This is a genomic window from Dolichospermum compactum NIES-806 (assembly GCF_002368115.1).
GTDB classification, from domain to species: domain Bacteria; phylum Cyanobacteriota; class Cyanobacteriia; order Cyanobacteriales; family Nostocaceae; genus Dolichospermum; species Dolichospermum compactum.
On the sequence record NZ_AP018316.1, the window covers coordinates 3,503,180 to 3,525,818 of the forward strand.

The window sequence follows — 22,639 nt, forward strand, 5'->3', positions numbered from 1 at the left end:
TTAGTAGGGTGCGTCAGATGTTAAAAATCTGTTTATTCTTACCCCATAATCAAGTCTGACGCACCCTACAAGAAATATTAAGTGTGAAACTTGCATAAGTCCTAAAGGAGCAAAAAATGGCAAATCAACAACATCTCAATGTATTACGTTCAGGAGCAGTTACTTGGATAGAATGGAGAAACAAAAATCCCCAAGTTGACATTGATCTTAGCGGTGCAAATTTACTAGGAGAAAACCTCCGAGGAGCAAATCTCCAAGGGGTAAATTTGAATAAAGTCAATTTAGCTCATGCTTTATTAGTACGAACTAATTTTAGTCATGCTAATCTCAGTAATGCTATTTTTTATCAAGCCAAGTTAATAGAAGCTAACTTGAGTCAAGCTAATTTGAGTATTGCTAATTTGAGTGGGGCAATTTTAAGCCAGGCTAATTTAAGTTTTGGCAACTTTATTGGTGCTGATTTCAGTGGTGCAAATCTGGAAAATACTATGATTACAGATGCTAATTTAATTGGTACAGATTTCCAAAATGCTAATCTAAAAAATGCTGATTTAGCCGCAGCCCAACTTATTCGCAGTAATTTAAGTTTTGCAACTTTGATGGCAGTTAATTTAATTACTGCCAACTTGAGTGAAGCAAATTTATATGAAGCAGAATTAATGACTGCTCAACTTTATCAAGCCAACCTACATAAGGCTAATTTAACAAAAGCTCATTTAGGAAACGCATTTTTATCGAAAGCTAATTTGAGTGAAGCTAATTTAACGGAAGCTGATTTAAGTTGGGCAAATTTGAAAGGTGCGAATTTAGCAGGAGCAAATTTAAAAGGTGCAAATATTCGCGGTGCAAATTTTCAGGGAGCAAATCTAAAAGGGACGATTTTAGAGAATAAGTTAGAATTATTAACACCAAAGAAATGCAATTAATGGTAACGAGGTAATATGTTAAAATAAAATCAACTGTAACACACCAAGTTGATAATATGAATGCTCATAAAATCGAAACGTCCTTAACTGAAGATGGAACTTTAGTGTTAAAAGGTTTACCTTTCCATGCTGGTGATGTTGTGGAAGTGATTATTTTACAACCTCAAACCGCACAACATCAAATTAAATCTCTAGAAACACAAAATACCAATCTTTATCCTTTACGTGGCAAAGTGATCCGTTATGATGATCCTACTGAACCTGTAGCTTTAGACGAAGATTAGTAATTTTATCAAGAAAAATAAATCAATGCACATTCAAAAAGTTATTATCAAAAACTTCCGCTGCTTCGAGCATTTGGAAGTTAATTTAGATCCCGATATCAATATTTTTGTTGGTAATAATGGATCAGGTAAAAGTGCATTATTGGATGGTATTGCTATTGCAATGATTCCCTATATTATTAAGATTCAGAGGCTTTTAGCCACAGAAGAGATAGAAGGTAAATCACTTGTTTTAGAACGACGAGAGGTATCAGCCAATCAAGAAGATAATAGAAAAATAAATCCACCAGAATTCACTGTATCTGCTACTGGTTTTTCAGATTGGACAAGTGTTTATGAAGAAATGATTGCTAATAATAAGTTGCCTTTATCTCTATCATTCAAAGGTTTAACAAAGCTTTTAGCCGAACTGGAAAGTAAATTTTTAAATCAATTAGATAACAAAAAATCAGACCTTTCCATTATAGCTTATTATAGAGGTGATCGCCACTTAAATAATATTGATGATATTGAAGATATTTCAAATAAATACTTCAATAGATTTGATGCTTTAAATAACATCCTTGATGCAACATCTGATTTTACAGATTTAGCTAACTGGTTTTTTGTGCGCGAGTTACAAGAACTAAGAGAGGTAAAAAAGCGGAGAGATATTAACTTTGAACTTCCTGATTTAAAGCAAATAAGAAATGCTATTTCTACCATTATTGCTCCCAATGCTCGCATTTATTTTTCAGGTGCAACATCTGCAAAATTAATGGTTGAGTGGACAATGGAAACAGGAGAGAAAAGAGAACTTTTACTAAGTCAATTAAGTGCAGGTTATCGCAATATGTTGGCGTTGGTAATGGATTTTGCGCGACGTTTAGCACAAGCAAACCCAGACATGGAAAACCCATTAGCAGCAGAAGCCATTTTGATGATTGATGAGTTAGATTTGCATTTACATCCAACGTGGCAACAAAAGATTATTCCTGATTTAAAAAAGGTATTTCCCAACACTCAAATTATCGCCACTACTCACAGTCCCGAAGTTGTGACAACAGTTAAACAAAATCAGGTGAAGATATTAGAAGATTATCAAATCAAGGAATGTCCATCACCTACCAAGGGGATGAAAAGTTCAGATATTGTCAGATATGTTTTAGGATTGAGTGATTTAAGACCAGACACAGACGAATCAAGAACACTGACACGACTTTTTGAAGCAATTGATAATGGTCAATTAGAAGAAGCAAAACGCCTCAGACAAGAATTACAACACTGGGAATCTTATGATCCAGATATGACTAGAGCAGATATGCAAATCCGCAAACTGGAACGGAGGAATGCGGTGTGAAAAAAGTGCTGAAATCCCCAGAACCAGAGGAACTTAAAAACTATAAAGAGCGATTTTCTTCTCAATTTAAACGATGGAATGATTTAAAAAAGAATAAAGAAACTTTAAATGCAATTCGTAAAACTTTAGCATCTGATCAAAAAGGACTTTGTGCTTATTGTGAAATGTCTATTCATGAAAACAATCGCTCTGTTGAGCATTTTATCCCCTGTAGAGAATCAACAAAAGAAAATAATCATGATCTAGATTGGCAAAATATGTTAGGTATCTGTCGTCCTCCAGGTGGAGTAGAAGATGATCATGAGCAAAATTCAAAATTACTCAAATATTCCCGTTGCTGTGGTCATAAAAAAGATGGTTTTATACCTGATGGTAGATTATTAAATCCTCTCAATTTACCAATATTACGTCTATTTAAATTCAGTAGTAAAGATGGTGAAATTAGACCTGATAAAAAAGCTTGTGAAGATTCTGGTATTCCTATAGAAAATGTTCAATTTACTATTGATACCCTGGAACTTAATGTTCAAAGATTAAAGAATCTACGATTAGCTGTAATTGACGAAATAGAAAAAGAACTTGATGATGAGACAATTGATATAAATGATTTAGAAGAGAAAATTGCAGCCGAATATTTTGGTAATGGTACAGACAATTGGCCTCGGTTTTTCACAACTCTTCGCTGGGTTTTAGGTGCAGGTGCAGAACGACATCTGATTAATATTTCTTATTCAGAACAATAAATAAGATCCCCGACTTCTTAGAGAAGTCGGGGATCTGACTCCTGCAACGAGATGTCAAAAATATGTTAATTGAGCAACATTTGATTAAACAAAATAAAATCTGCCCTTTCATCTATCTAAAGAAATAGATTTTAGTTTGTAATTAATCTAAAATTAACTTATTGATAAAAAAGTGCTTTTTTTTGAACAAAGTTACAATTTTGGAAAAAAGTCTGATAGATTATAGCCATAGTGTGGCGTATCCCTGCGAACTGCTTGCAGCAGCGCTTCGCGATCGCCGGATGCATCAGCCATAACTCAATATTATCATGGATTTTGTTGGGTTGAGCGACAGCGAAACCCAACCTACATTTCCTTGACCGACAAGTATTGCATCTCATCTGCGAGAATCTTATCAACTCAATTCCCTATTGTTAATTCAGTTGGTGCATATTATGGATATCTTATTTGTTCACGGTGAAGAAAGTCAAAACATCATCGGATGTTATGGAAATACAGAAGGAATTGCGGCTGTGGTTGTCACAGTATTTCCAGACAATAGTAAGTATGAAATTATTGATTCCGTTTTCCGTCGTCGTCTGGGATTGAAGCCAACTGCTGATGATTTAATAGAACTGGCTAACACCCATAAAGTTAAATATATTATCGGCAATAAACTCATGGAAAACGTTTACAGTGGGGGAACATTAGAAAAAAATTATGAGTTTCCTATTGAAATTCAATGGGAAACCAATGAAATTAATGTTGAGAAATTACTGTTTCTCACCGAATGTTATCTCAATGAAGGTAGGTTAAATTTAGCTGCTGATGTCGAAAACGTCATCGAAAAAGAATTACGGTCTTTCGACCTGCAAAAATGCCGGGATTATGGTCAAGCGAGCCACAGGATATTTGCATTCTTTCATGCGATCGCTGCTGCGCGTTCATTCATCCCCTCCTGGGCAAAAGCTTAAAAAAACCTAAAGGTTAACTGCACCAAATAATCAAACTTTAAAAAGCTTATATTTTCTTTCTCCACACTTTTTCAGAGTCTCGCTATATTAGCAAGTAATAGGAAAAGTTGAAAAGGAGTTGAGAAAAGATGGAAACTAAGCCCATGAACCCATCTCTAGCACTCGCGGACATTCCCCCTGGTTATCTGAACATTATGGGTTATGTTGACCAATCAGAAGTTAATGGCCCCGGTTGTCGGGCTGTTGTCTGGGTACAAGGTTGTAACCGTGAGTGTTCTGGTTGCTTTAATCCCGACTCCTGGGCATTTGAGATTAATGATTTAGTTGCTATTGATACCCTCGCTGAAAGTATTCTCAAAAATCCCCAGAATACGGGTGTAACTTTTTCCGGTGGTGAACCATTTTGGCAAGCACCTGCACTAACAATTTTAGCCAAAAGGTTAAAAGCCGCAGGTTTAAATATCATGTCTTTTACTGGTTTTACACTCCAGCAATTACAATCTGATTCCGCACCTCCCGGTGCAAAAGAATTATTGGCAGAATTAGATATTTTGATTGATGGTCCTTTTATCAAATCTCTAGCAATTAATTCTCCTGATTCTCCCGTTTCTTCTAGTAATCAAAAAGTCAATATCTTTAATCCAGAATTTGCAGATAAAATCACTTGGGCTAGTGATCAAATTGAAGTTCATATTCTCAAAGATGGTAATCGCATTGTTACAGGTTATCAAGGTTTATTGGAATTAAGCTAATTTTAGAGAGGCTGAAAAATCAAGGTATTTTCGGTTTTCAGCCTCTCAAATTTGGAACTGCTAAAATTCTTCATACAACCAGCCGTAACGATTATAAATCAAGCGCAATATACGGGTTTCACAATGGTTTATACAGGCTTTAACTTATACCAACTTTGATACCATTGCTGCATTTGGTTAATTTCTACCATTTGAGTTTTAATGATAGACTTAGCCAAATTACGGATTTCTGGTTTGGCAGTTTTTTTAACAATCATCTGTGACATCTTGACAGCCATACGATGATGAGGAATCATTTGACGAATAAATTCTTTATCAAAATCTGGTGCATTTTTTAATGTTTCTAAATCCATATTCATGCAGCGCATTCTACCATTCATCGGCATTTTCATATTGTCTGGTGGATTCATCTGTTGGCACATATTCCCATGACCTGTCATCATTTCTTGATCAGTCATAGTCATTACAGGTACTTCTTTACCGTACCATGTTTTATACCAGGTTTGTATCTGTTCAATTTCGCGGGTTTGGTCTTTTTTAATAGCAACTGCTAGGTTCTTAATTTCTGGATGTTGTGCGCGAGTTGATGCAATATCAGCCATTTCTACGGCTTGCTGATGGTGCGGAATCATCATTTCGATAAAATGCTGATCTGTTTGCATCATCATTCCTTTTTTAGGGGGATTAGCTTGTTTAGATGAATGATGAGAATTGTGTTCAGAATTGGGAGTTTGTGCTTGCGTGTTACTGACGATTAATAATCCACTAACAGCACTACTGCTTACTAACCCAATCAAACCATAAATCAAATTTTTGCTTTTCATAACTTGTTTTTCCTTGAAAATATGAAGATTTAATAGTAAAAGTCATTAAACCTAACTGTTGCAAATATTTGGAACCAGTTATGCGTTTAACTAAATTCTAGCTTTTCATGGGAATATGAAATCAAGATGAAATGTTTTGTGATATTAATCTTTATTAACAAAATAACTAGTACAGGTCGGCGGAAATAAATAGACCATTCCAAACTACTGGAAAGCTCATTGTATATTCGTTTTGACTTTTGACGAACGCCTTGCGGTACTAGCTATCAAGTTTCAACGTTTAAAAATTATCATTTTATTACCTACTACTGGACTACGGGCAATTATTTTCTCTTGAAAATCAACAACTTCTAAATGGACAAAATTAAGTTCTTGAGAACGTTGTAATATATCCGCAGCTAGTTTATCCTGTTGAGATTTTTCCAGATTATACCAAATATCGCTAATTTTCACAGTTAAATCACTAGTACGGAAATTAGCTTGCAGAGGTTTTATGAGTTGAGAAATAATATTTTTATCCTTAGTATTCTTAACAGAAACGCTAATATCCGAAAACTGATTTTCAATTGCTGCTAGTAAAGCTTGTTCAGGTGTTAATTCGACAACTGGAGTCCGGCTAGTTTCTGGTTTTATCACTGGAGTTGGTATGACTTCAGGTTCAACAACTGGGGTGGGAATTGGTTCTGGTTCTATAGCTGGGGTTGGTATGACTTCTGGTTCTATAACTGGGGTGGGAGTTGGTTCTGGTTCTATAATTGATTTTGGTGGGATAACCTCTTCTACCGGGGGAACAGTTGCGAATTCAACAGATTTAGGAATAAACATAAATGTGGTGATTCCTATTGTCACCACAAAAATTGCTGCAAAAATCCCTGTCAGCACCGTATCTGATACATTGTTAGATATATTTGATGGTAAAAATAAGCGGAATGTCCTTAAAAATCCATCCCAACGCGATAAAAAATTAGTTTTTTTCTGAGTATCAGCGGGTGTTTCTGTCTCCAGTTTAACTACTGTAGTTTCTAAAACACCAATCGTTCTCCGTAAAACTTGGATAATTGCCGTTTTCCAAATTGGTTGATTTTTTTGATAGAGTGTGGGTGCGGGTTCATTTTTTGGTTTTCTGCGTTTGTCTCCTGACATGGAACTTTTACCCAAATTAGCTAATCAAAAATATAGAAAACATACAGCAGGAGTCAGGAGTCAGAAGTCAGGAGTAAAACTGGCTTGGTGTCTGCCTTTGCAGTTATATCCTGTACCTCATTGATCTGCAATTTGCTGTATTTTGACTATAATCATCTATTGTGCCATTTTAATAAAATATGAATATTAACCGCCGTCAATTTTTGTTTTTAAGTGGAATCAGCACCATAGCATCTGGATTTCTGAGTGGGAAATTGTCAAATTCAAATTCTCTCATAGAATCAGCAACAGCAGCTAAACCAGTCAAAAAAGATTTATTATTGCGTTTTGTCTCCGTTGCTGATACAGGAACTGGGACTAAAGGACAATATGCTGTAGCAAATGCTATGAATTTTTATCATCAGCAAAATCCTTATAATTTGGTAGTTTTAGCTGGTGACAATATCTATAATAATGGGGAAATTGAGAAAATCAATGCAGTTTTTGAGCGTCCCTATCAACCTTTACTAAAAAATGGTGTCAAGTTTCATGCTTGTTTAGGTAATCATGATATTCGCACTGATAATGGTGTTCCCCAAGTTAAATATCCTGGTTTTAATATGCAGGGACGTTATTACACATTTAGTCAAAATAAAGTTCAGTTTTTTGCGTTAGATACTAATGGTAATGCTGATTGGAAAAATCAATTAATTTGGTTAGAGAAGGAATTAAGTCTGAGTAAAGCACCGTGGAAAGTTGTCTTTGGTCATCATCCCATTTATTCATCTGGTAATTATGGGAGTAACAAAAATTTTATTAAAACCTTTACTCCGCTGTTTAAAAAATACAATGTTCAACTTTATATCAATGGCCATGAACATAATTATGAACGCACTCGCGCTATTAATGGAACTACCTATTTAATCTGTGGTGCTGGTGCTGGTAATCGTCCGGTTGGTCGTTCTCAATGGACAGAATATTCAACCAGTGATTTGAGTTTTGCTGCTTATGATGTGTATGCAGATAGAATGGAAGTGAGCGCTATTGGTACTAATAATCGCGTTTTTGATCAGGGTGTAATTAAATTAAAAAGTGTTTAATGAAAGGAATTTTAGGGGCAACCCCCTGTGGTTGCCCAGAGTCAGAAAGAAGAATAATCAATATCAAAGAACTTTTCCTCCCCCTGTTCCCTGTTCCCTGCTATTTAGTAGTGGTTGAGGTTGATTCCTGCTTCTTTTGCCATTGCGTCTAAACCTTTAAATTCTAAGGTTTTGATGGCTTTGGTGGAAAGTTTCAATTTTACCCAACGGTTACCAGCAGGCCACCAAACCCGCTTTGTTTGCAGATTAACGTGCTGTAGACGCTTGGTGTGACGGTTAGAGTGGGAAACGGAACAAGCGTTATTGGCTTTTTTACCAGTTAGTTCACAACGACGGGACATAATAAATATCTCCTAGAGTTCTATTTTAAGACAACCTTCCCATTATATCTCAACAAGTTCGGGTAAAAGAATAATTATCTAGTATCTGGGGAATTATGGCAAGCATTACCGACTTTTTGAGAAAATCCTAATCTTGACTTTTAATTACTTGTGTTATTCTTGTGTATATACAAAATGTATTTATAAAGTAAATGGAATTTGAATGGGACGAACATAAAAATCAACACAATCAGAAAAAACATGGACTTAGCTTTGAGGAAGCACAAGAAATTTTTCAGGGAATCGTTTTTACGTCAATTGATGAACGATTTGACTATGATGAAGAAATTAGAGAAATTACTATTGGTGCAATACAAGGAATTATTGTTGTCACCGTAGCCCATACCGAAAGAAACGGCAAAATCCGTCTGATTTAAGCCCGAAAAGCCACCCCTAAAAAAAGGAGACAATACTATGAATATCTCGCCGAAACGTCTTGAAGAAATCCAAAATATCCCAGATTCTGCTATTGATACTTCTGATATTCCCGAATTAGATGATAACTTTTGGCAAACCGCTAAAATGGTGAAACCTATTACTAAAAAAGCTATTTCCATTCGCTTAGATAGTGACGTTTTGGAATGGTTCAAACACCAGGGAAAAGGCTATCAATCAATGATTAATACTGTGCTGCGTTCTTATATTAACCATCAAGAAAATCTCTAAAAAAATAAAGTGTTACAACCGACTTCTCGGAGAAGTCGGTTATCTGGCTGTTTATTTGCTGGCTTGTTCTGTTAGCTTGGTAAGTACGTCATTGGAACGTTCTACAAAGGATTTCATGCCATCTGCATCAAACCCTTTTTGCGATATCAGTGCCAGATCATAAACGTGCTGACACATCATATTTACTAATTGACTTGAAGGTGATTCACCATCACCTTGAATAATACTACCTTGACTGATATTAACCAAGTTTTGAATTAACGGGTGAGCAGTATTTACTAGTAAAATATGTTCCTCGGGAAATTCAACGGTTTGCTGCTGCATCATAGCGCTCATTTCTCGCATCCGGCGGAGAAATTCGGGTAATAATACCATTGCAGGTGGTGTGCCTTGAGGATCATCTGATTTCAAGGATTCGGTGCGGATGTTGAGTTTGGGCTTGTTGAGGGCTTTTTCAAATAGTTCTTTAATGACTTCTCCTTTGGTTTTGTTGGTGGTGGGGTCAACAATTTCGCCAGTTTTGTCATCGAGGAGGGTGTTATCGAGGTCAGAGTCTACCCGTGTAAATTTAACGTCTCGATATTCTTGTTCTAGGAAGTTGATGAAGTGGGTATCAATGAATGAGTCCATATAGAGGACTTCTAAACCTTGATTTTTGTGGAGTTCAATATAAGTGGCTTGACTGGCTGCATCTGTGCTGTAGAATACCTTATTCTCGTGACGTTCTTTGTTCCGTTCTAAGTATTCTTTCAGGGTGGTGTAGGGGATGCTGGTCGCGTTTGCTGGGGTAACATCTTGCCACGCATCACCATCTGTAGATTGGACTTCAACGGCTGCGGTGTCGGCTACAGGGGCTTCTAATTTGGCTGTGCTACGGAAGATGATAATGTCTTCAACTTGTTTTTTGAATTTCTCATCGTTGAGAACGCCAAATTTCACGAATGTTCCTAAGTCTTTCCAGGCTGTTACGTATTGTTCGCGGTCATCACGGTATAACTCTTTGAGTCTATCACCGACTTTTTTGGCTATATAATCGCCAATTCTTCTAATAGTGCGATCGCCTTGTAATGCACTTCGAGAAACGTTCAAAGGTATATCAGTGCTATCAATCACGCCCCGCATGGGCATTAAAAACTGGGGAATAATTTCCTCACAGTTATCACTCACAAACACCTGATTGCAGAATAATTTAATTTGTCCTTTGGTAACATCTACATCAGGACGCATTTTCGGGAAATACAAAATCCCATTAATCACAAAGGGATAATCTGTATTTAAATGCACCCACAGCAAAGGTTCTTCTTGGAAAGGATACAAATAGCGGTAAAACTCTAAATAATCTTCCTTGGTGAGATTACTGGGAGATTCACGCCACGCAGCTTTTTGTTTATTTAAAACTTCCCCATCCATTTTAATGGGAACTGACATGAAATCGCAGTAAGTCTTGACAAGATTTCTAATTCGTGCTGGTTCGAGAAACTCCTCTTCTTCTCCTTCCAATGTGAGAATAATCGTAGTCCCACGAGTGGTGCGAGGAGATTCATCTAAAACAAATTTAGGTGAACCATCACAAGTCCAACGCACAGCTTGTGCGCCTTCTTGGTAAGATAGAGTATCAATCTCTACTTGTTTTGCTACCATGAAGGATGAGTAGAAACCCAAACCGAAATGACCGATAATCGGTTGATCTGCCTTACCTTCATACTTGTCAATAAATTCTTCAGCACTAGAGAAAGCAACTTGGTTAATGTATTTTTTTACTTCCTCTGCGGTCATACCAATGCCATTATCAGTAATGGAGAGGATTTTGTTGTCTTTATCAATGCTAATGGTAATTTCTGGTTCGCCAATTTCGCCATTGTATTCCCCAGCACGGGATACCATGTTTAACTTCTGGATAGCGTCTACCCCGTTGGATACCAGTTCCCGCAAGAAGATTTGATGATCTGAGTAGAGAGACTTCTTGATAATCGGGAAAATATTATCGGTATGAATACTGATATTGCCTTGTTCTAACATAGTTATCCGTCGGTTTTACTTGCAGATATATTTTATGAAAATCAATTTTCGGTGATTTTATCTCTTTTGGAGTCAGGAATACCTCTTAATTATGATTCGGATTACACTACCATCATGCTAGACTGGGGACTGAAGACTAAAGACAGTGGTAAAGCCCAACTTCCTAGCAACCTCTAGCAAGACATAGATTCTTACAATGGACTTAAAGCCGTGTCCGGTTATACCACTGCTCGTGTAGCAGCTACACCGGAAGCATTACAAAAAGCTTATGCCGAAATGGTGACAAGACAACAAGAAGAAACTGAAAAACAAGCATTATTTAAAGCCTCCGCAGACGCAGCCAAACAAGCAGAATGGGAGTTACATAATGCTGTTTTAGTCATGAAAGAAGCAGTAAAAGGTCAATTTGGGTCAGATAGTGATGCAGCCCAAGCAGTAGGTTTCAAGAAGAAATCAGAACGGAAACGTCCCACCAAAAAGAAAACCGAGTAGATAAACAAGGATATTCTCATGATCCCATACCATTTTTTTATGAAGCTGCGTTGAATTTTGCAACCTTGTCTTTTCCTCCTCTGTGTTCTCTGTGCCTCTGTGGTTCGTTCCTTTCTAAATTTGGGGCATCTTTATACAGAATTGGTATTATAACAAGCGATCGCACTTATATTTTTTCTAAGATCAAAAAGTAGTGATATGGGAAAGTAGGATCAACATATTCTTCCCTCACTATCAAACCAGCTTTAGCAACAGATTCCAAAAACCGCTTTTTGGGATATCCTTTCAATCCCAATTCCCAATAATGTTCATCACAAAGTGGTGTTGTACTCCAAAATTGGGGAATTTCCCAGAGTAAATGTCTGGCTTTAAGCAAAAAAGAAGTTTTGACTTGCAATGATAGATATTGAGTAGTATTGGGAATAGAAATCACCAAATATTTCTTAGTAACTGCGCCGAGTTTTTGCAATGCTAATTCAGATTTTTCGTAGGGAAAATGTTCTAATACTTGAAACAGAACAATTGCATCAAACTTGTCTTTTGGTAGTGTAAATTCCGCCGTCAAATCCAACATTATATCTGGTTTGAGACTAGGATCAATATCCGCCGTAGTGACGTTATAGTTATTTTGTCTGAGTATTTCTGTAAACAGGGAATTAAAAATACCAATTTCTAGAACATTTTTAACCTGACTACCCAAGGAAAACAATAACCGCGACTGATGATGATAACTAATAAATCTTTCCTTGGAAAGATATTGCGAACCTGTAATTCCTAATGAAGAAATAAGTTCCATAGAAAGCCCCCTATTTACTAATGAAAATTCATTTAAAGTTTAGCGTTGGATAATGGCGGTATGAAAACCAAAAATTCCCTTTCTCAAACTCTTTGCGCCTCTGCGTGTTAGCGAAGCGGGGCGAAGCCTAACAAATTTATACTTTCATTCAGCAACGCCTAAACTTTTTTACTAAAACTTAACCCAGTTTCAGCCTTATCAATGATGATAGTATCACCAGAAACAAAAGTATTTTCCAGTAACTTTGTCGCTAGAGGATTTTCTACCTCGCGCTGAATTGAACGTTTTAATGGACGTGCGCCGTAAACAGGATCATAACCAGCCTCTACAAGATGATTACAAGCAGCTTGGGATATCTCGAAAGAGATTTTCTGTTCCTTGAGCAGATTTTCCACCCGTTTGAGTTGAATACGGATAATATGTCCCATTTCTGAACGATTAAGGGCGTGGAATAGAATCAGATCATCTATGCGGTTGAGAAATTCGGGGCGGAAGTGACTTCGCAAACCTTCCATAACTCTATTTCGCATCATATCATACTTGGAGTCATCACCAGCTACATCCAAAATATGTTCACTACCAATATTGCTAGTCATGACTATGACAGTATTCCGAAAATCTACAGCCCGTCCTTGGGAATCAGTAACTCTACCATCATCCAATACTTGCAACAAAATATTAAATACATCGGGGTGGGCTTTTTCTACTTCATCTAACAGCACTACCGAGTAAGGATGTCTGCGAATCGCTTCGGAAAGTTGTCCCCCTTCTTCATAACCAACATATCCAGGAGGCGCACCCACTAGGCGGGAAACTGAGTGTTTTTCCATGTACTCGGACATATCTAAACGTACCAAAGCATCATCCGAATCAAAGAGAAACTGAGCTAAGGCGCGGGCGAGTTCGGTTTTACCCACGCCAGTTGGTCCCATAAACAAAAATGAACCAATGGGGCGAGAGGGGTCTTTCATCCCCGCACGGGCGCGACGGATAGCCGCAGAGACGGCGGAAACTGCTTCTTCTTGACCAATTACCCGTTCATGTAAATGACTTTCTAATTTCAGTAATTTTTGTCTTTCTGATTCCAAAAGCCGATTTACGGGAATTCCTGTCCATTTAGCGACAATTTCGGCAATATCGGCTTCGGTAACTTGTTCTCGCAACAGGGTAGAACCTTGGCTTTGAATTGCTGAAAGTTCCGCTTCTTTGGTTTCAAGATCATGCTGTACTCCCTCCAACTTACCGTACCTCAGTATGACAGTTTTTTCATGGTCATATGCACGTTCTGCTTGCTCAATTTGTACTCGTAAAGCTTCTTCTTCTTTTTTCAAAGCACTAATATTTTCTAATAGCTGCTTTTCTCCTTGCCATTGCTCATTAAGTTTTTGCTGTTTAACAGTTAATGTGCTAATTTCTTCCTCAATACGGTCTAAACGCTCTTTTGTTTGAGCAGTACCATTTTCTTCTCTAGTTAACGACACCTTTTCCATTTTTAGCTGCATTAAGCGTCTATCAATGGTTTCTAATTCCGCAGGTTTGGATGTAATCTCCATTTTCAATTTCGCTGCGGCTTCATCAACTAAGTCTATCGCTTTGTCTGGTAAAAAGCGGTCAGCAATATACCGCGCTGATAAGGTTGCAGCGGCGACTAAAGCGGAATCGGAAATTTTAACATTATGATGCACTTCATAACGTTCTTTTAAACCTCGCAAAATCGAAATTGTATTCTCAACTGTTGGTTGATCTACATATACCTGTTGAAATCTTCTTTCTAATGCTGCATCTTTTTCAATAAATTTGCGATATTCATCTAAGGTAGTTGCCCCAATACAACGCAATTCACCCCGCGCCAACATTGGCTTAAGTAAGTTTCCTGCATCCATTGAACCTTGTTGATTAGAACCAGCCCCGACAACGGTATGAAGTTCATCAATAAATAGAACTACTTGCCCGTTTGATTCCGTAACTTCCCGGAGGACATTTTTTAAACGGTCTTCAAATTCACCTCTGTATTTTGCTCCAGCAATCAAGCTACCGATATCCAAAGAGATTAATTGGCGATTCTTCAAAGATTCAGGAACGTCACCATTTACCATTCTTTGGGCTAAAGCTTCGGCGATCGCTGTTTTCCCCACTCCCGGTTCACCAATTAACACAGGGTTATTTTTGCTACGTCGAGACAATACCTGAATGACGCGGCGAATTTCATCATCTCTACCAATCACAGGATCTAATTTTCCTGCTTTTGCTTGTTCTGTCAAATCTCGTCCAAATCTTTTTAAAGCTTCCTCTTGTACATCTGCTTCTGCTTTTGGAGATGCTTTGATTTTGGGAGTAGCGCGAACAGATTTAACCCCAAGTTCTACTTGAGTAATATCTATATTTAAGCTTTTAAATAACCGTCTACCAACACGTTCATCATTACCAAACGCTAGAATTATATGCCCTTCTGAGATTTCCTCCTCTCTCATTTTGGCTCTAATTTCATTAGCTTTGTCTAAAAGTAAATCTAAATTCCGCCCCAGGTAAAGTTGATCACTTTTACCAACCTTGGGTTGACGTTGGGTAAAAGCCTCTAATTGTTGTTTGAATCGCACAGAATCAACTTCCGCACGGGTGAGAATGGCTGTAGCTAGGCTGGTAGGTTCTTCTAAAAGGGCGAGAATTAAATGTTCAACTTCTAATTGTTGTTGTTTATAAGCACGAACCACGTCTTGGGATTTTGTTACCGCTTCCCAGGCTGTATCAGTAAATTTATCAGGATCTGTAGGCTGCATTTGTAAAATTTTAGATTTTAGACTTGTAATTTAAGTTTAGGAGGGATTTGGGTAATGGGTAAAGAAGTTCTCTTCTTACCCTCTACCCTAAATCATTCTGGAGTTTTTAACTGAATCAATTCAACTTTATAACCATCTGGATCTTCCACAAAAGCAATTACTGTTGAACCATGTTTCATAGGTCCTGGTTCTCGGACTACCTTACCACCCAGTTTTCCAATAGTCTCACAGGTAGCGTAAATATCATGCACACCCAAAGCGATATGACCATAGGCACTACCTAAATCATACTTTTCTACGCCCCAGTTGTGGGTGAGTTCTAAAACGGAATGATCACTTTCTTCTCCATAACCGACAAAAGCCAGGGTAAATTCTCCCGCTGGATAATCTTTACGTCGGAGTAACTTCATTCCCAATACATCACAGTAAAATGTTAAGGACTCTTCTAAATTACCGACGCGAAGCATTGTGTGTAGTAATCGCATATTTACCCTTTGTTTAATTCCTGCGTCTTATATTCTATAGGGAATTTTCACGAAATCTGCGTTTAATTCTGCTTTTAATTGCTCAACCGTTGGTAACTATATGTTAACTAACTTCAGCAACGGCTTGTGGTAAGATAGATTTTAATTTCAGATGGAGGAAATAATTATGATTTCATCACCTTTGATATTACATTTTCCCTCATCAGTGCAAATGACAGATGATCAATTTTTTGATTTCTGTCAAGAAAACCGTGATTTACGCATTGAGAGAAATAGATTTGGAGATATATCAATTATGTCACCCGCAGGTTCAGAAACAGGAAATCGAGAAGGTAGAATTATCCAACAATTAATGAATTGGACAGATGAAGATGGTACAGGAATAGCATTTTCTTCCAGTACAGGATTTACACTTTCTACAGGTGCAGAACGTTCTCCTGATGCTGCTTGGATAAAGTTAGCAAGATGGAATCAACTGACACCTGCACAACAAAAAAATTTTGCTCCTATTTGTCCTGATTTTGTGATTGAATTAAGGTCAGCTTCTGATAACTTGCAACCTTTAAAAGATAAAATGCAGGAATATATGCAAGAAACAGGAATCCAATTAGGTTTATTAATTGACCGTAAAAATCGTCGAGTTTATATTTATCGTCCTGGACAAATAGAAGAGTATTTATAAAATCCTGATACTGTTAGTTGTGAACCTGTTTTATCAGGGTTTGTTTTTAATATGGGTAAAATTTGGTAAACCGAATAAATGGAAGGAAATTATCATGCTTTCATCTCCCTTAATGTTGCAAATGCCTTCATCAATGACAGATGATCAATTTTTTGAATTCTGTCAATTAAACCGTGATTTACGGATTGAGAGGAATAAATTTGGAGATATATCAATCATGTCACCCGCAGGTTCAGAAACAGGAAATCGTAATTTTAACTTAGCTGGACAGTTATATGTATGGTCAGAAAAAAATAACACAGGTATTTGTTTCGATTCCAGTACAGGATTTACACTTTCCACAGGTGCGAAACGTTCTCCTGATGCTTCCTGGATAAAGTTAGCAAGATGGAATCAACTTACACCTGCACAACAAAAGAAGTTTGCACCTATTTGTCCTGATTTTGTGATTGAATTAAGGTCAGCTTCTGATAACTTACAACCTTTAAAAGATAAAATGCAGGAATATATGCAAGAAACAGGAATCCAATTAGGTTTATTAATTGACCGTAAAAATCGTCGAGTTTATATTTATCGTCCTGGACAAATAGAAGAGTATTTAGAAAATCCTGATACTGTGAGTTGTGATCCTATTTTACCGGGGTTTGTGTTGAATATGAGTAAAATTTGGTAGTGATAAAAATAATTTTTCTTAATTCTATTCTGCCATAAAAAACAGCTTACCTCTCTACAGACAAGAAATTCAGGTAAAAAGGTAAACAAATTTACTTTAAATCTTTAAAAAGGCGTAATAGAGAGGGATTTAACCTTTTTAGTTCCTCGTGGTGGTGAAAATGTGAAAGTCTGGGGAGTGACATCAGGATTTGCGATTCTATTGAGGATTTTTTCAGTTAACATGATATCTAATCCTTCACTTTTACCAACTAATTGTACTTGTTTGAGGTTAGCATTGTCTGGTTGCACAAAAGCACTAAATGTAAATCCCTCTTTAGCATCTTTGTAATGATAGACATAGAAAGAATCAGTATCTACGGTAGCCTGATTTCCTTTAATTACTCCATCAATAGCCGAAACAAGATAAGACAAAACATTTTTATCTGATAAACTACTATTAGCAATCTGTTTTCTTTCTTTAGCAGGAATATTTAAAAATGCTGAGGATGATTACTCATAAAAATTCCATCCCCTGATTTATCGAACTTTTGATAAGTAGTGACAGCATATTGCTTTAAATCAGGTCTGTGAATCCAAACCTGTTTACCGTCCGAAACTATTACAGTCAAAGGTTTGATTTCACCTGTAGTTCCTACAGTAGCGATTTCTGCGCGAAACTTTTGATCTGACTGGACAATGGTTTTGGTTTTGAGGTTGATATCAGCATTCACACCTTGACCACCTACTTTGAATTTTAGCTCTGATTCGGTGAGATAGCGATCGCTCTGCAAAAAGCCAGTAATAGCCTTAACCAGCAAGACTAAATCTATTTTTTTTGTAGTCTCATTGGTGGTTGTGGGTTGGAGAGGAGTATTTTGAGGTGGGATAGCATTGACAGCACCACCCAGAGGAGTAATAAGGCTGACAAATACGATTGTGGATATAGTCAGTTTCATAAGTAATTTGTGATTAAAAGTCAATTATAAACTAGTATTTTATACATTTTGCCAATCTTGTACCAGATTTTGCGCTAACTCTCCTGCATGGTTCATTTTTCCCATACTCAACATAAAACAAAGACGCAGAAAAAACTCTCTGCGCCTCTGCGTCTCCGCGTGAAAATATTACCTTAAACCATCTCAGCAGTTTGCTGCGCTTGAGGCTGGAACATAAACAGAGAATAAACCACATCACGGCGGATATTCACCATCATATCCAAGAACAACTCATAACCCTCGCTCTTATACTCAATCAGCGGGTCTTTTTGTCCATAACCACGCAAGCCAACCGACTCACGCAAAGCATCCATTTGTTGCAAATGTTCCCGCCACAAAGTATCTATGCGTTGGAGAATAAAGAACCGTTCCGCTTGACGCATTAAACCCAGTTGAATTTGGTCAATTTGCGATTCCTTCATATCATAAGCTATACGCGCTTGTTCATGGAGGAAAGCCTTAATTTCCACCACACCCATATCCTCCAACTGGACAGACTGCATATCAGCCAACAGGTAAACAAACTCCTTCACCTTATCCACCAACTTATCCAATTCCCATTCTTCCGAAGGTAAATCAGGGTTGATGTAATAATCAACGATGTCGTCCATCGTTTTTTCTGCGTATTTAATCACCTGTTCCTTCAAATCTTGACCTTCCAACACCCGGCGACGTTCCGCATAGATAGCCCGACGTTGGTTATTCATTACCTCGTCATACTCAAACACCTGTTTACGGATGTCGTAGTAATAGGTTTCGACCTTTTTCTGTGCGCCCTCTAAGCTGCGAGTTAACATCCCTGATTCAATAGGCATATCTTCTTCGACTTGGAAAGCATTCATCAAGCCGGCAACGCGATCGCCCCCAAAGATTCGTAATAGGTTATCCTCTAAACTAAGGAAAAATCTTGTTGTCCCAGGGTCGCCCTGTCTTCCTGCCCGTCCGCGTAATTGGTTATCAATCCGTCGTGATTCGTGGCGTTCCGTCCCAATAACGTGCAACCCGCCTCTACTCACTACTTCATCATGTTCGCGGCTGGTAAACTCTTCATATTCCTGCTTAACCTGCTGGTAAGCTTCCCGCAACTTCTGAACTACCACATCATCTGTCGGGGCTTTCTCCGCCGCCACAGCCACCTTATCCTCTGCTTCCAACTCCGGTAAACTGCGCTCACCGTAAGCCTTCACAGCCACCTCTACAGCCGCTTTTAAAAGCTGTTCTGTTTCCTTGGTTAATTGAGTGGGGAAAATTTCTGGAGAAGCCCGCCAAGTTTTTACCTTTTTACCAGGAACAAAACCTTGTCCACCACCGTTACCACCCATAGGTAGACCCGAAGCCCTTTGTACGCCAAATTCATCATCTTCAGGGCTGACAATGCGAGGCATAAAGTATTCCCGTAGTTTCAACCGCGCCATATACTCGGAATTACCACCCAGGATAATATCTGTACCTCGTCCTGCCATGTTGGTAGCGATAGTTACAGCCCCACTGCGTCCAGCTTGGGCGATAATTTCCGCTTCCCGTTCTACGTTTTCTGGTCTAGCATTAAGCAACTCATGGGGAATATCCATTTCCTTGAGGAGTCGGCTGAGAAGTTCGGATTTTTCGACACTGGTTGTCCCTACTAACACAGGTCTACCATTTTCGTGCATTTCGGCACATTCTTTAGCGATCGCACCCCACTTCCCTGGTTCAGTCTTAAACACCATATCAGACAAGTCTTCCCTTCTTCTAATCCGGTTAGTGGGAATAATCGTCACTTCTCGTTTATAAATCTTTTCAAATTCCACCTCTTCCGTTTTCGCCGTTCCTGTCATTCCCCCCAACTTGGGATACAGCAAAAACAAATTTTGATAGGTAATAGTCGCCAAAGTTTGGGTTTCTGGCTGAATTTCTACGTGTTCCTTCGCTTCAATAGCTTGGTGTAAACCATCACTCCACCGTCGTCCCGGTAATACCCGACCTGTAAATTCATCCACAATCACAACTTCATCATTGCGGACAATATAATTTACATCCTTCAGAAACAATTCCTTAGCCTTAATCGCATTAAACATAAAATGCGCCCAAGGGTCTTCCGGGTCAAATAAATCTGTCACACCCAATTGATTTTCCGACTCAGCAAAACCCTCGTCCGTCAAAAGAACGTTACGATCCTTTTCATTAACTTCGTAATGCTCATCTTTTTTGAGACTAAAAGCAATTTCCGCCGCTTGGAGGTATTTTTCCGTCGGTCTTTCCACCTGACCCGAAATAATTAATGGAGTCCGCGCCTCATCAACTAAAATCGAGTCTACCTCGTCAATCACACAGAAATTAAACGGACGTTGCACCACCTCAGCCATTGAAGTAGCCATATTATCCCGCAGGTAATCAAAGCCAATCTCGCTATTGGTGACATAGGTAATATCACACGCATAGTTTTTCTGGCGCTCATTGGGGGTCATAGTGGACTGAATTAGCCCCACACTCAACCCCAAGAACCGGTGTACCTGACCCATCCATTCCGCGTCCCGACGCGCCAGGTAATCATTCACAGTAATTACGTGGACACCTTTGCCAGTTAGGGCGTTTAAATAACTTGGTAAAGTCGCTACCAAAGTTTTCCCCTCACCGGTTTTCATTTCGGCAATTTGTCCAGTATGCAGAATTATCCCACCCTGCAATTGCACATCAAAGTGACGTAATCCTAAGACACGCCGCCCCGATTCCCGAACCACAGCAAAGGCTTCTGGTAAAATATCATCTAGAGTTTCGCCTTTAGCCAACCGTTGTTTAAACTCGACGGTTTTAGCTTTTAACTGTTCATCAGACAGCGGCTTAATATCTTCCTCTAAGAGGTTAATTTCTGTAATGTAAGGTTGGTATTTTTTAAGTTTACGAGCGTTGGGATCGCCCAACAAAAGTTTTAGCATGGCAGTTTATAGAATTAAATCAAGGGAAATGGATATTTAAGCTTTGGCTATATAATTATAGACACTTAATGTAACCCAGCCCTTTTGCTTATGGATGGGTGGAAAATGAGAATTTACTCAAAAACCGAATGAAAGCAAACCAGTCGCCTTTATACAATCATAGGTTTTAATTAATATCTTAATATTTAAACTGCTTCATTGGTCATTGATCAGTTGTCAGTTGTCAGTTGTCATTAAATTATTTCTCCCTGCCTCCTGCCTCCTGCCTCCTGCTTCCTGCCCCCTACCTCTACTCCCATTCTGGACTGAGGCTGCGGAAATTATACTTATCAGCCCCAATATGACAACTTACACAACTACTCATAGTTACAGGTTTAGGTAATTTAACACCAGGATGCAAAGCCTTAAAATAACGAGAATCCTTGAGACGGTAAGGTGTTGCTTCCTCTTGTAGTTGTACACGGGAAAAGGTGTAAAGATATTTTGATACCAAAAAATGTGAAGCCTTATCTAAGGGCTTAATTTGTGCGCCATAGTGCTGGGAATCTTGTAAAAGATTTTTCCAGGTTTGACTAGGAAATACAGCAGGTGGTAATGCGATATGACAAGATGAGCAATTTTCTAAATACAGTTCTTGTCCTGGTTGATATTGTACTGGTACGACATCAACAGTCCCAATTGAGTCTACAGGATTTGCACCGTGAGCGCTGGTGGCGAATCCCAATATCCAGCCCATAGCTATACTCCAAGCAAAAATCACCAGCATGACGATAAGTAGTTGGCGTTTTAGTCGGCGGTGGGATTTGCTTTTTGCTAAATTTGGCATAAAGTTCTCAATTTGACTATTTATTTGCAGTGGGTAGAGGAAAAGTTCCTAAAATCTCATCAACTCCAGCACCTCTGGTTTCACCATCACTGACCCAATCATTATGCAATTTCTGAATTAAATAATTCTAAATTCACTAAAGGAATAACTAATGACGTAATGATGGGGAATAAAAGAATTAAGTTGTTTAATTTCATATAAATGTAATTGTAAACACTTTTGTTGTCTATTTTTTGTTGCGTTTCCTTGTTAGCAGTTGCCAGTTTCTATGTCTATTAGAACTATTTGAATGGGCATGATAATTTATCAGTAAGTTTATAATCTTTTTTAATCATGCACAAATATTCATAAGCTTTCTAAATAGCTTAAAAGGTCTGCCATTTCTTGGACATTAGGCTGGAATTTGGGCATAGGTGGTGTATCTCCGCTAGTTACTTGATGAATCAGTCCATAGCGGGATTTATATTTGGAGATTTCACGTAAACTTGGTCCAACTAGTCCGGTTGCGTCTAAACCATGACAACCAGCACAGTTGATTTGGAAAATAGCTTTTCCCTGGACTAGGTTGCCTTGATGGGATAGAACACTTTTAACATAAGGATCGGAGGCTTTGACGATTTCCACCCCAAACAGGATTAATGGGAGGGCTATCAGTATCGCTACGGTGAAGATAACGATCTGTTGAATGAGGGTTTCAGGTTTGATTAGCTGGTTATCCAAAAGGTTTGCCTTGACAATGTGCAAGTTTTCATTTCCTACACATAGCTTAAAATTTCTTGATGGTGTTCGCAAGTACAAATGATAATTTTTATCTAGTATTTATATTTAAAGCTACTATGGAACGCGGGATTAATGCGAAGTTTGGTAAAATGAAAAACAGGAATCGAATCTTTCAATAATTGCAACAAG

23 protein-coding genes and 1 pseudogene are annotated in these 22,639 nt (G+C 38.1%); 12 read left to right on the forward strand and 12 right to left on the reverse strand.

The window, feature by feature from the left end:
* Positions 1-116: 116 nt before the first annotated feature.
* The 6 genes from CA730_RS16425 to CA730_RS16450 all read left to right on the forward strand — a co-directional run bounded on the left by CA730_RS16425 (position 117) and on the right by CA730_RS16450 (position 4,997).
* A complete protein-coding gene (locus tag CA730_RS16425) occupies positions 117-926 on the forward strand; it encodes a pentapeptide repeat-containing protein (RefSeq protein WP_027402828.1) in 810 nt (269 codons plus the stop codon).
* A gap of 56 nt (positions 927-982) precedes the next feature.
* Positions 983-1,210 carry a hypothetical protein gene (locus tag CA730_RS16430; protein WP_096668903.1) on the forward strand — a complete coding sequence of 76 codons (228 nt, stop codon included), beginning with the start codon at positions 983-985 and terminating at the stop codon, positions 1,208-1,210.
* A 25-nt stretch (positions 1,211-1,235) separates the two neighbouring features.
* On the forward strand, positions 1,236-2,549 hold the full coding sequence (locus CA730_RS16435; RefSeq protein ID WP_096668905.1) for an AAA family ATPase: 1,314 nt from the start codon (positions 1,236-1,238) through the stop codon (positions 2,547-2,549).
* Positions 2,546-3,292 (forward strand): retron system putative HNH endonuclease, encoded by a 747-nt coding sequence (locus tag CA730_RS16440; RefSeq protein WP_096668907.1) that lies wholly within the window; start codon positions 2,546-2,548, stop codon positions 3,290-3,292. The genes CA730_RS16435 and CA730_RS16440 overlap by 4 nt, the downstream gene beginning before the upstream one ends.
* 434 nt (positions 3,293-3,726) lie before the next feature.
* Positions 3,727-4,245: a hypothetical protein gene (locus CA730_RS16445; RefSeq protein WP_096668909.1), complete on the forward strand. Its 519-nt coding sequence runs from the start codon at positions 3,727-3,729 to the stop codon at positions 4,243-4,245.
* 128 nt (positions 4,246-4,373) lie between these two features.
* Positions 4,374-4,997 (forward strand): 4Fe-4S single cluster domain-containing protein, encoded by a 624-nt coding sequence (locus tag CA730_RS16450; protein ID WP_096668911.1) that lies wholly within the window; start codon positions 4,374-4,376, stop codon positions 4,995-4,997.
* Between the two features lie 128 nt (positions 4,998-5,125).
* On the opposite strand, the gene CA730_RS16455 is transcribed toward CA730_RS16450, so the two are convergent.
* Positions 5,126-5,821: a DUF305 domain-containing protein gene (locus CA730_RS16455; protein WP_096668915.1), complete on the reverse strand. Its 696-nt coding sequence runs from the start codon at positions 5,819-5,821 to the stop codon at positions 5,126-5,128.
* A 273-nt stretch (positions 5,822-6,094) separates the two neighbouring features.
* Entirely contained in the window at positions 6,095-6,964 is an 870-nt protein-coding gene (locus tag CA730_RS16460; protein ID WP_096668917.1) for a hypothetical protein, read from the reverse strand.
* A gap of 179 nt (positions 6,965-7,143) precedes the next feature.
* Between CA730_RS16460 and CA730_RS16465 the strand changes: the two genes are divergently transcribed.
* The gene (locus CA730_RS16465; protein WP_096668918.1) at positions 7,144-8,043 is read left to right on the forward strand and encodes a metallophosphoesterase family protein; all 900 of its coding nucleotides are present in this window, start codon (positions 7,144-7,146) and stop codon (positions 8,041-8,043) included.
* A gap of 104 nt (positions 8,044-8,147) precedes the next feature.
* Here CA730_RS16465 and rpmB read toward each other — a convergent pair whose 3' ends face one another.
* Positions 8,148-8,384: a 50S ribosomal protein L28 gene (gene rpmB / locus CA730_RS16470; RefSeq protein WP_039202842.1), complete on the reverse strand. Its 237-nt coding sequence runs from the start codon at positions 8,382-8,384 to the stop codon at positions 8,148-8,150.
* 191 nt (positions 8,385-8,575) lie between these two features.
* On the opposite strand from rpmB, the gene CA730_RS16475 reads away from it, so the two are divergent.
* Positions 8,576-8,800, forward strand: a complete 225-nt coding sequence (locus tag CA730_RS16475; RefSeq protein ID WP_197705453.1) for a BrnT family toxin — start codon at positions 8,576-8,578, stop codon at positions 8,798-8,800.
* 37 nt (positions 8,801-8,837) lie between these two features.
* Complete coding sequence (locus CA730_RS16480; RefSeq protein ID WP_096668919.1) at positions 8,838-9,089, forward strand: BrnA antitoxin family protein; 252 nt, start codon at positions 8,838-8,840, stop codon at positions 9,087-9,089.
* 51 nt (positions 9,090-9,140) lie between these two features.
* Here the strand turns inward: CA730_RS16480 and htpG are convergent, their stop codons facing one another.
* On the reverse strand, positions 9,141-11,108 hold the full coding sequence (htpG, locus tag CA730_RS16485) for a molecular chaperone HtpG (RefSeq protein ID WP_096668921.1): 1,968 nt from the start codon (positions 11,106-11,108) through the stop codon (positions 9,141-9,143).
* A 183-nt stretch (positions 11,109-11,291) separates the two neighbouring features.
* On the opposite strand from htpG, the gene CA730_RS16490 reads away from it, so the two are divergent.
* Positions 11,292-11,600, forward strand: coding sequence for a hypothetical protein (locus CA730_RS16490; protein WP_231940134.1), 309 nt, complete (start codon positions 11,292-11,294; stop codon positions 11,598-11,600).
* Positions 11,601-11,766: 166 nt separating this feature from the next.
* Here the strand turns inward: CA730_RS16490 and CA730_RS16495 are convergent, their stop codons facing one another.
* From CA730_RS16495 to gloA, 3 genes are all read right to left on the reverse strand, one after another.
* On the reverse strand, positions 11,767-12,396 hold the full coding sequence (locus tag CA730_RS16495) for a class I SAM-dependent methyltransferase (RefSeq protein ID WP_096668923.1): 630 nt from the start codon (positions 12,394-12,396) through the stop codon (positions 11,767-11,769).
* A 158-nt stretch (positions 12,397-12,554) separates the two neighbouring features.
* Positions 12,555-15,173, reverse strand: a complete 2,619-nt coding sequence (gene clpB, locus CA730_RS16500; protein ID WP_096668925.1) for an ATP-dependent chaperone ClpB — start codon at positions 15,171-15,173, stop codon at positions 12,555-12,557.
* A 92-nt stretch (positions 15,174-15,265) separates the two neighbouring features.
* Positions 15,266-15,658 (reverse strand): lactoylglutathione lyase, encoded by a 393-nt coding sequence (gene gloA / locus CA730_RS16505; protein ID WP_027402811.1) that lies wholly within the window; start codon positions 15,656-15,658, stop codon positions 15,266-15,268.
* Positions 15,659-15,824: 166 nt separating this feature from the next.
* On the opposite strand from gloA, the pseudogene CA730_RS16510 reads away from it, so the two are divergent.
* Both CA730_RS16510 and CA730_RS16515 read left to right on the forward strand, forming a co-directional pair.
* Positions 15,825-16,409, forward strand: a pseudogene (locus CA730_RS16510) (Uma2 family endonuclease).
* A gap of 25 nt (positions 16,410-16,434) precedes the next feature.
* Positions 16,435-17,013 (forward strand): Uma2 family endonuclease, encoded by a 579-nt coding sequence (locus tag CA730_RS16515; protein WP_096671588.1) that lies wholly within the window; start codon positions 16,435-16,437, stop codon positions 17,011-17,013.
* Between the two features lie 104 nt (positions 17,014-17,117).
* Here the strand turns inward: CA730_RS16515 and CA730_RS16520 are convergent, their stop codons facing one another.
* The 5 genes from CA730_RS16520 to CA730_RS16540 form a co-directional block, all read right to left on the reverse strand.
* Entirely contained in the window at positions 17,118-17,426 is a 309-nt protein-coding gene (locus CA730_RS16520; RefSeq protein WP_096668927.1) for a hypothetical protein, read from the reverse strand.
* Between the two features lie 59 nt (positions 17,427-17,485).
* Positions 17,486-17,950 carry a LolA-like protein gene (locus CA730_RS16525; protein WP_096668929.1) on the reverse strand — a complete coding sequence of 155 codons (465 nt, stop codon included), beginning with the start codon at positions 17,948-17,950 and terminating at the stop codon, positions 17,486-17,488.
* Positions 17,951-18,123: 173 nt separating this feature from the next.
* Positions 18,124-20,904: a preprotein translocase subunit SecA gene (secA, locus tag CA730_RS16530; RefSeq protein ID WP_096668931.1), complete on the reverse strand. Its 2,781-nt coding sequence runs from the start codon at positions 20,902-20,904 to the stop codon at positions 18,124-18,126.
* A 289-nt stretch (positions 20,905-21,193) separates the two neighbouring features.
* Positions 21,194-21,730 carry a cytochrome C gene (locus CA730_RS16535; protein ID WP_096668933.1) on the reverse strand — a complete coding sequence of 179 codons (537 nt, stop codon included), beginning with the start codon at positions 21,728-21,730 and terminating at the stop codon, positions 21,194-21,196.
* A 345-nt stretch (positions 21,731-22,075) separates the two neighbouring features.
* Positions 22,076-22,450, reverse strand: a complete 375-nt coding sequence (locus CA730_RS16540) for a c-type cytochrome (protein WP_096668935.1) — start codon at positions 22,448-22,450, stop codon at positions 22,076-22,078.
* Positions 22,451-22,639: the final 189 nt, after the last annotated feature.

What these genes read in the sequence shown, in the direction of transcription:
- CA730_RS16435 (WP_096668905.1), top strand. Translation starts at nt 1,236, where the DNA reads ATGCACATTCAAAAAGTTATTATCAAAAACTTCCGCTGCTTCGAGCAT.
- CA730_RS16460 (WP_096668917.1), bottom strand. Translation starts at nt 6,964, where the DNA reads ATGTCAGGAGACAAACGCAGAAAACCAAAAAATGAACCCGCACCCACA.
- CA730_RS16445 (WP_096668909.1), top strand. Translation starts at nt 3,727, where the DNA reads ATGGATATCTTATTTGTTCACGGTGAAGAAAGTCAAAACATCATCGGA.
- secA (WP_096668931.1), bottom strand. Translation starts at nt 20,904, where the DNA reads ATGCTAAAACTTTTGTTGGGCGATCCCAACGCTCGTAAACTTAAAAAA.
- CA730_RS16535 (WP_096668933.1), bottom strand. Translation starts at nt 21,730, where the DNA reads ATGCCAAATTTAGCAAAAAGCAAATCCCACCGCCGACTAAAACGCCAA.
- CA730_RS16465 (WP_096668918.1), top strand. Translation starts at nt 7,144, where the DNA reads ATGAATATTAACCGCCGTCAATTTTTGTTTTTAAGTGGAATCAGCACC.
- CA730_RS16430 (WP_096668903.1), top strand. Translation starts at nt 983, where the DNA reads ATGAATGCTCATAAAATCGAAACGTCCTTAACTGAAGATGGAACTTTA.
- CA730_RS16515 (WP_096671588.1), top strand. Translation starts at nt 16,435, where the DNA reads ATGCTTTCATCTCCCTTAATGTTGCAAATGCCTTCATCAATGACAGAT.
- CA730_RS16525 (WP_096668929.1), bottom strand. Translation starts at nt 17,950, where the DNA reads ATGAAACTGACTATATCCACAATCGTATTTGTCAGCCTTATTACTCCT.
- CA730_RS16495 (WP_096668923.1), bottom strand. Translation starts at nt 12,396, where the DNA reads ATGGAACTTATTTCTTCATTAGGAATTACAGGTTCGCAATATCTTTCC.
- gloA (WP_027402811.1), bottom strand. Translation starts at nt 15,658, where the DNA reads ATGCGATTACTACACACAATGCTTCGCGTCGGTAATTTAGAAGAGTCC.
- rpmB (WP_039202842.1), bottom strand. Translation starts at nt 8,384, where the DNA reads ATGTCCCGTCGTTGTGAACTAACTGGTAAAAAAGCCAATAACGCTTGT.
- CA730_RS16480 (WP_096668919.1), top strand. Translation starts at nt 8,838, where the DNA reads ATGAATATCTCGCCGAAACGTCTTGAAGAAATCCAAAATATCCCAGAT.
- CA730_RS16475 (WP_197705453.1), top strand. Translation starts at nt 8,576, where the DNA reads ATGGAATTTGAATGGGACGAACATAAAAATCAACACAATCAGAAAAAA.
- CA730_RS16455 (WP_096668915.1), bottom strand. Translation starts at nt 5,821, where the DNA reads ATGAAAAGCAAAAATTTGATTTATGGTTTGATTGGGTTAGTAAGCAGT.
- CA730_RS16450 (WP_096668911.1), top strand. Translation starts at nt 4,374, where the DNA reads ATGGAAACTAAGCCCATGAACCCATCTCTAGCACTCGCGGACATTCCC.
- clpB (WP_096668925.1), bottom strand. Translation starts at nt 15,173, where the DNA reads ATGCAGCCTACAGATCCTGATAAATTTACTGATACAGCCTGGGAAGCG.
- htpG (WP_096668921.1), bottom strand. Translation starts at nt 11,108, where the DNA reads ATGTTAGAACAAGGCAATATCAGTATTCATACCGATAATATTTTCCCG.
- CA730_RS16425 (WP_027402828.1), top strand. Translation starts at nt 117, where the DNA reads ATGGCAAATCAACAACATCTCAATGTATTACGTTCAGGAGCAGTTACT.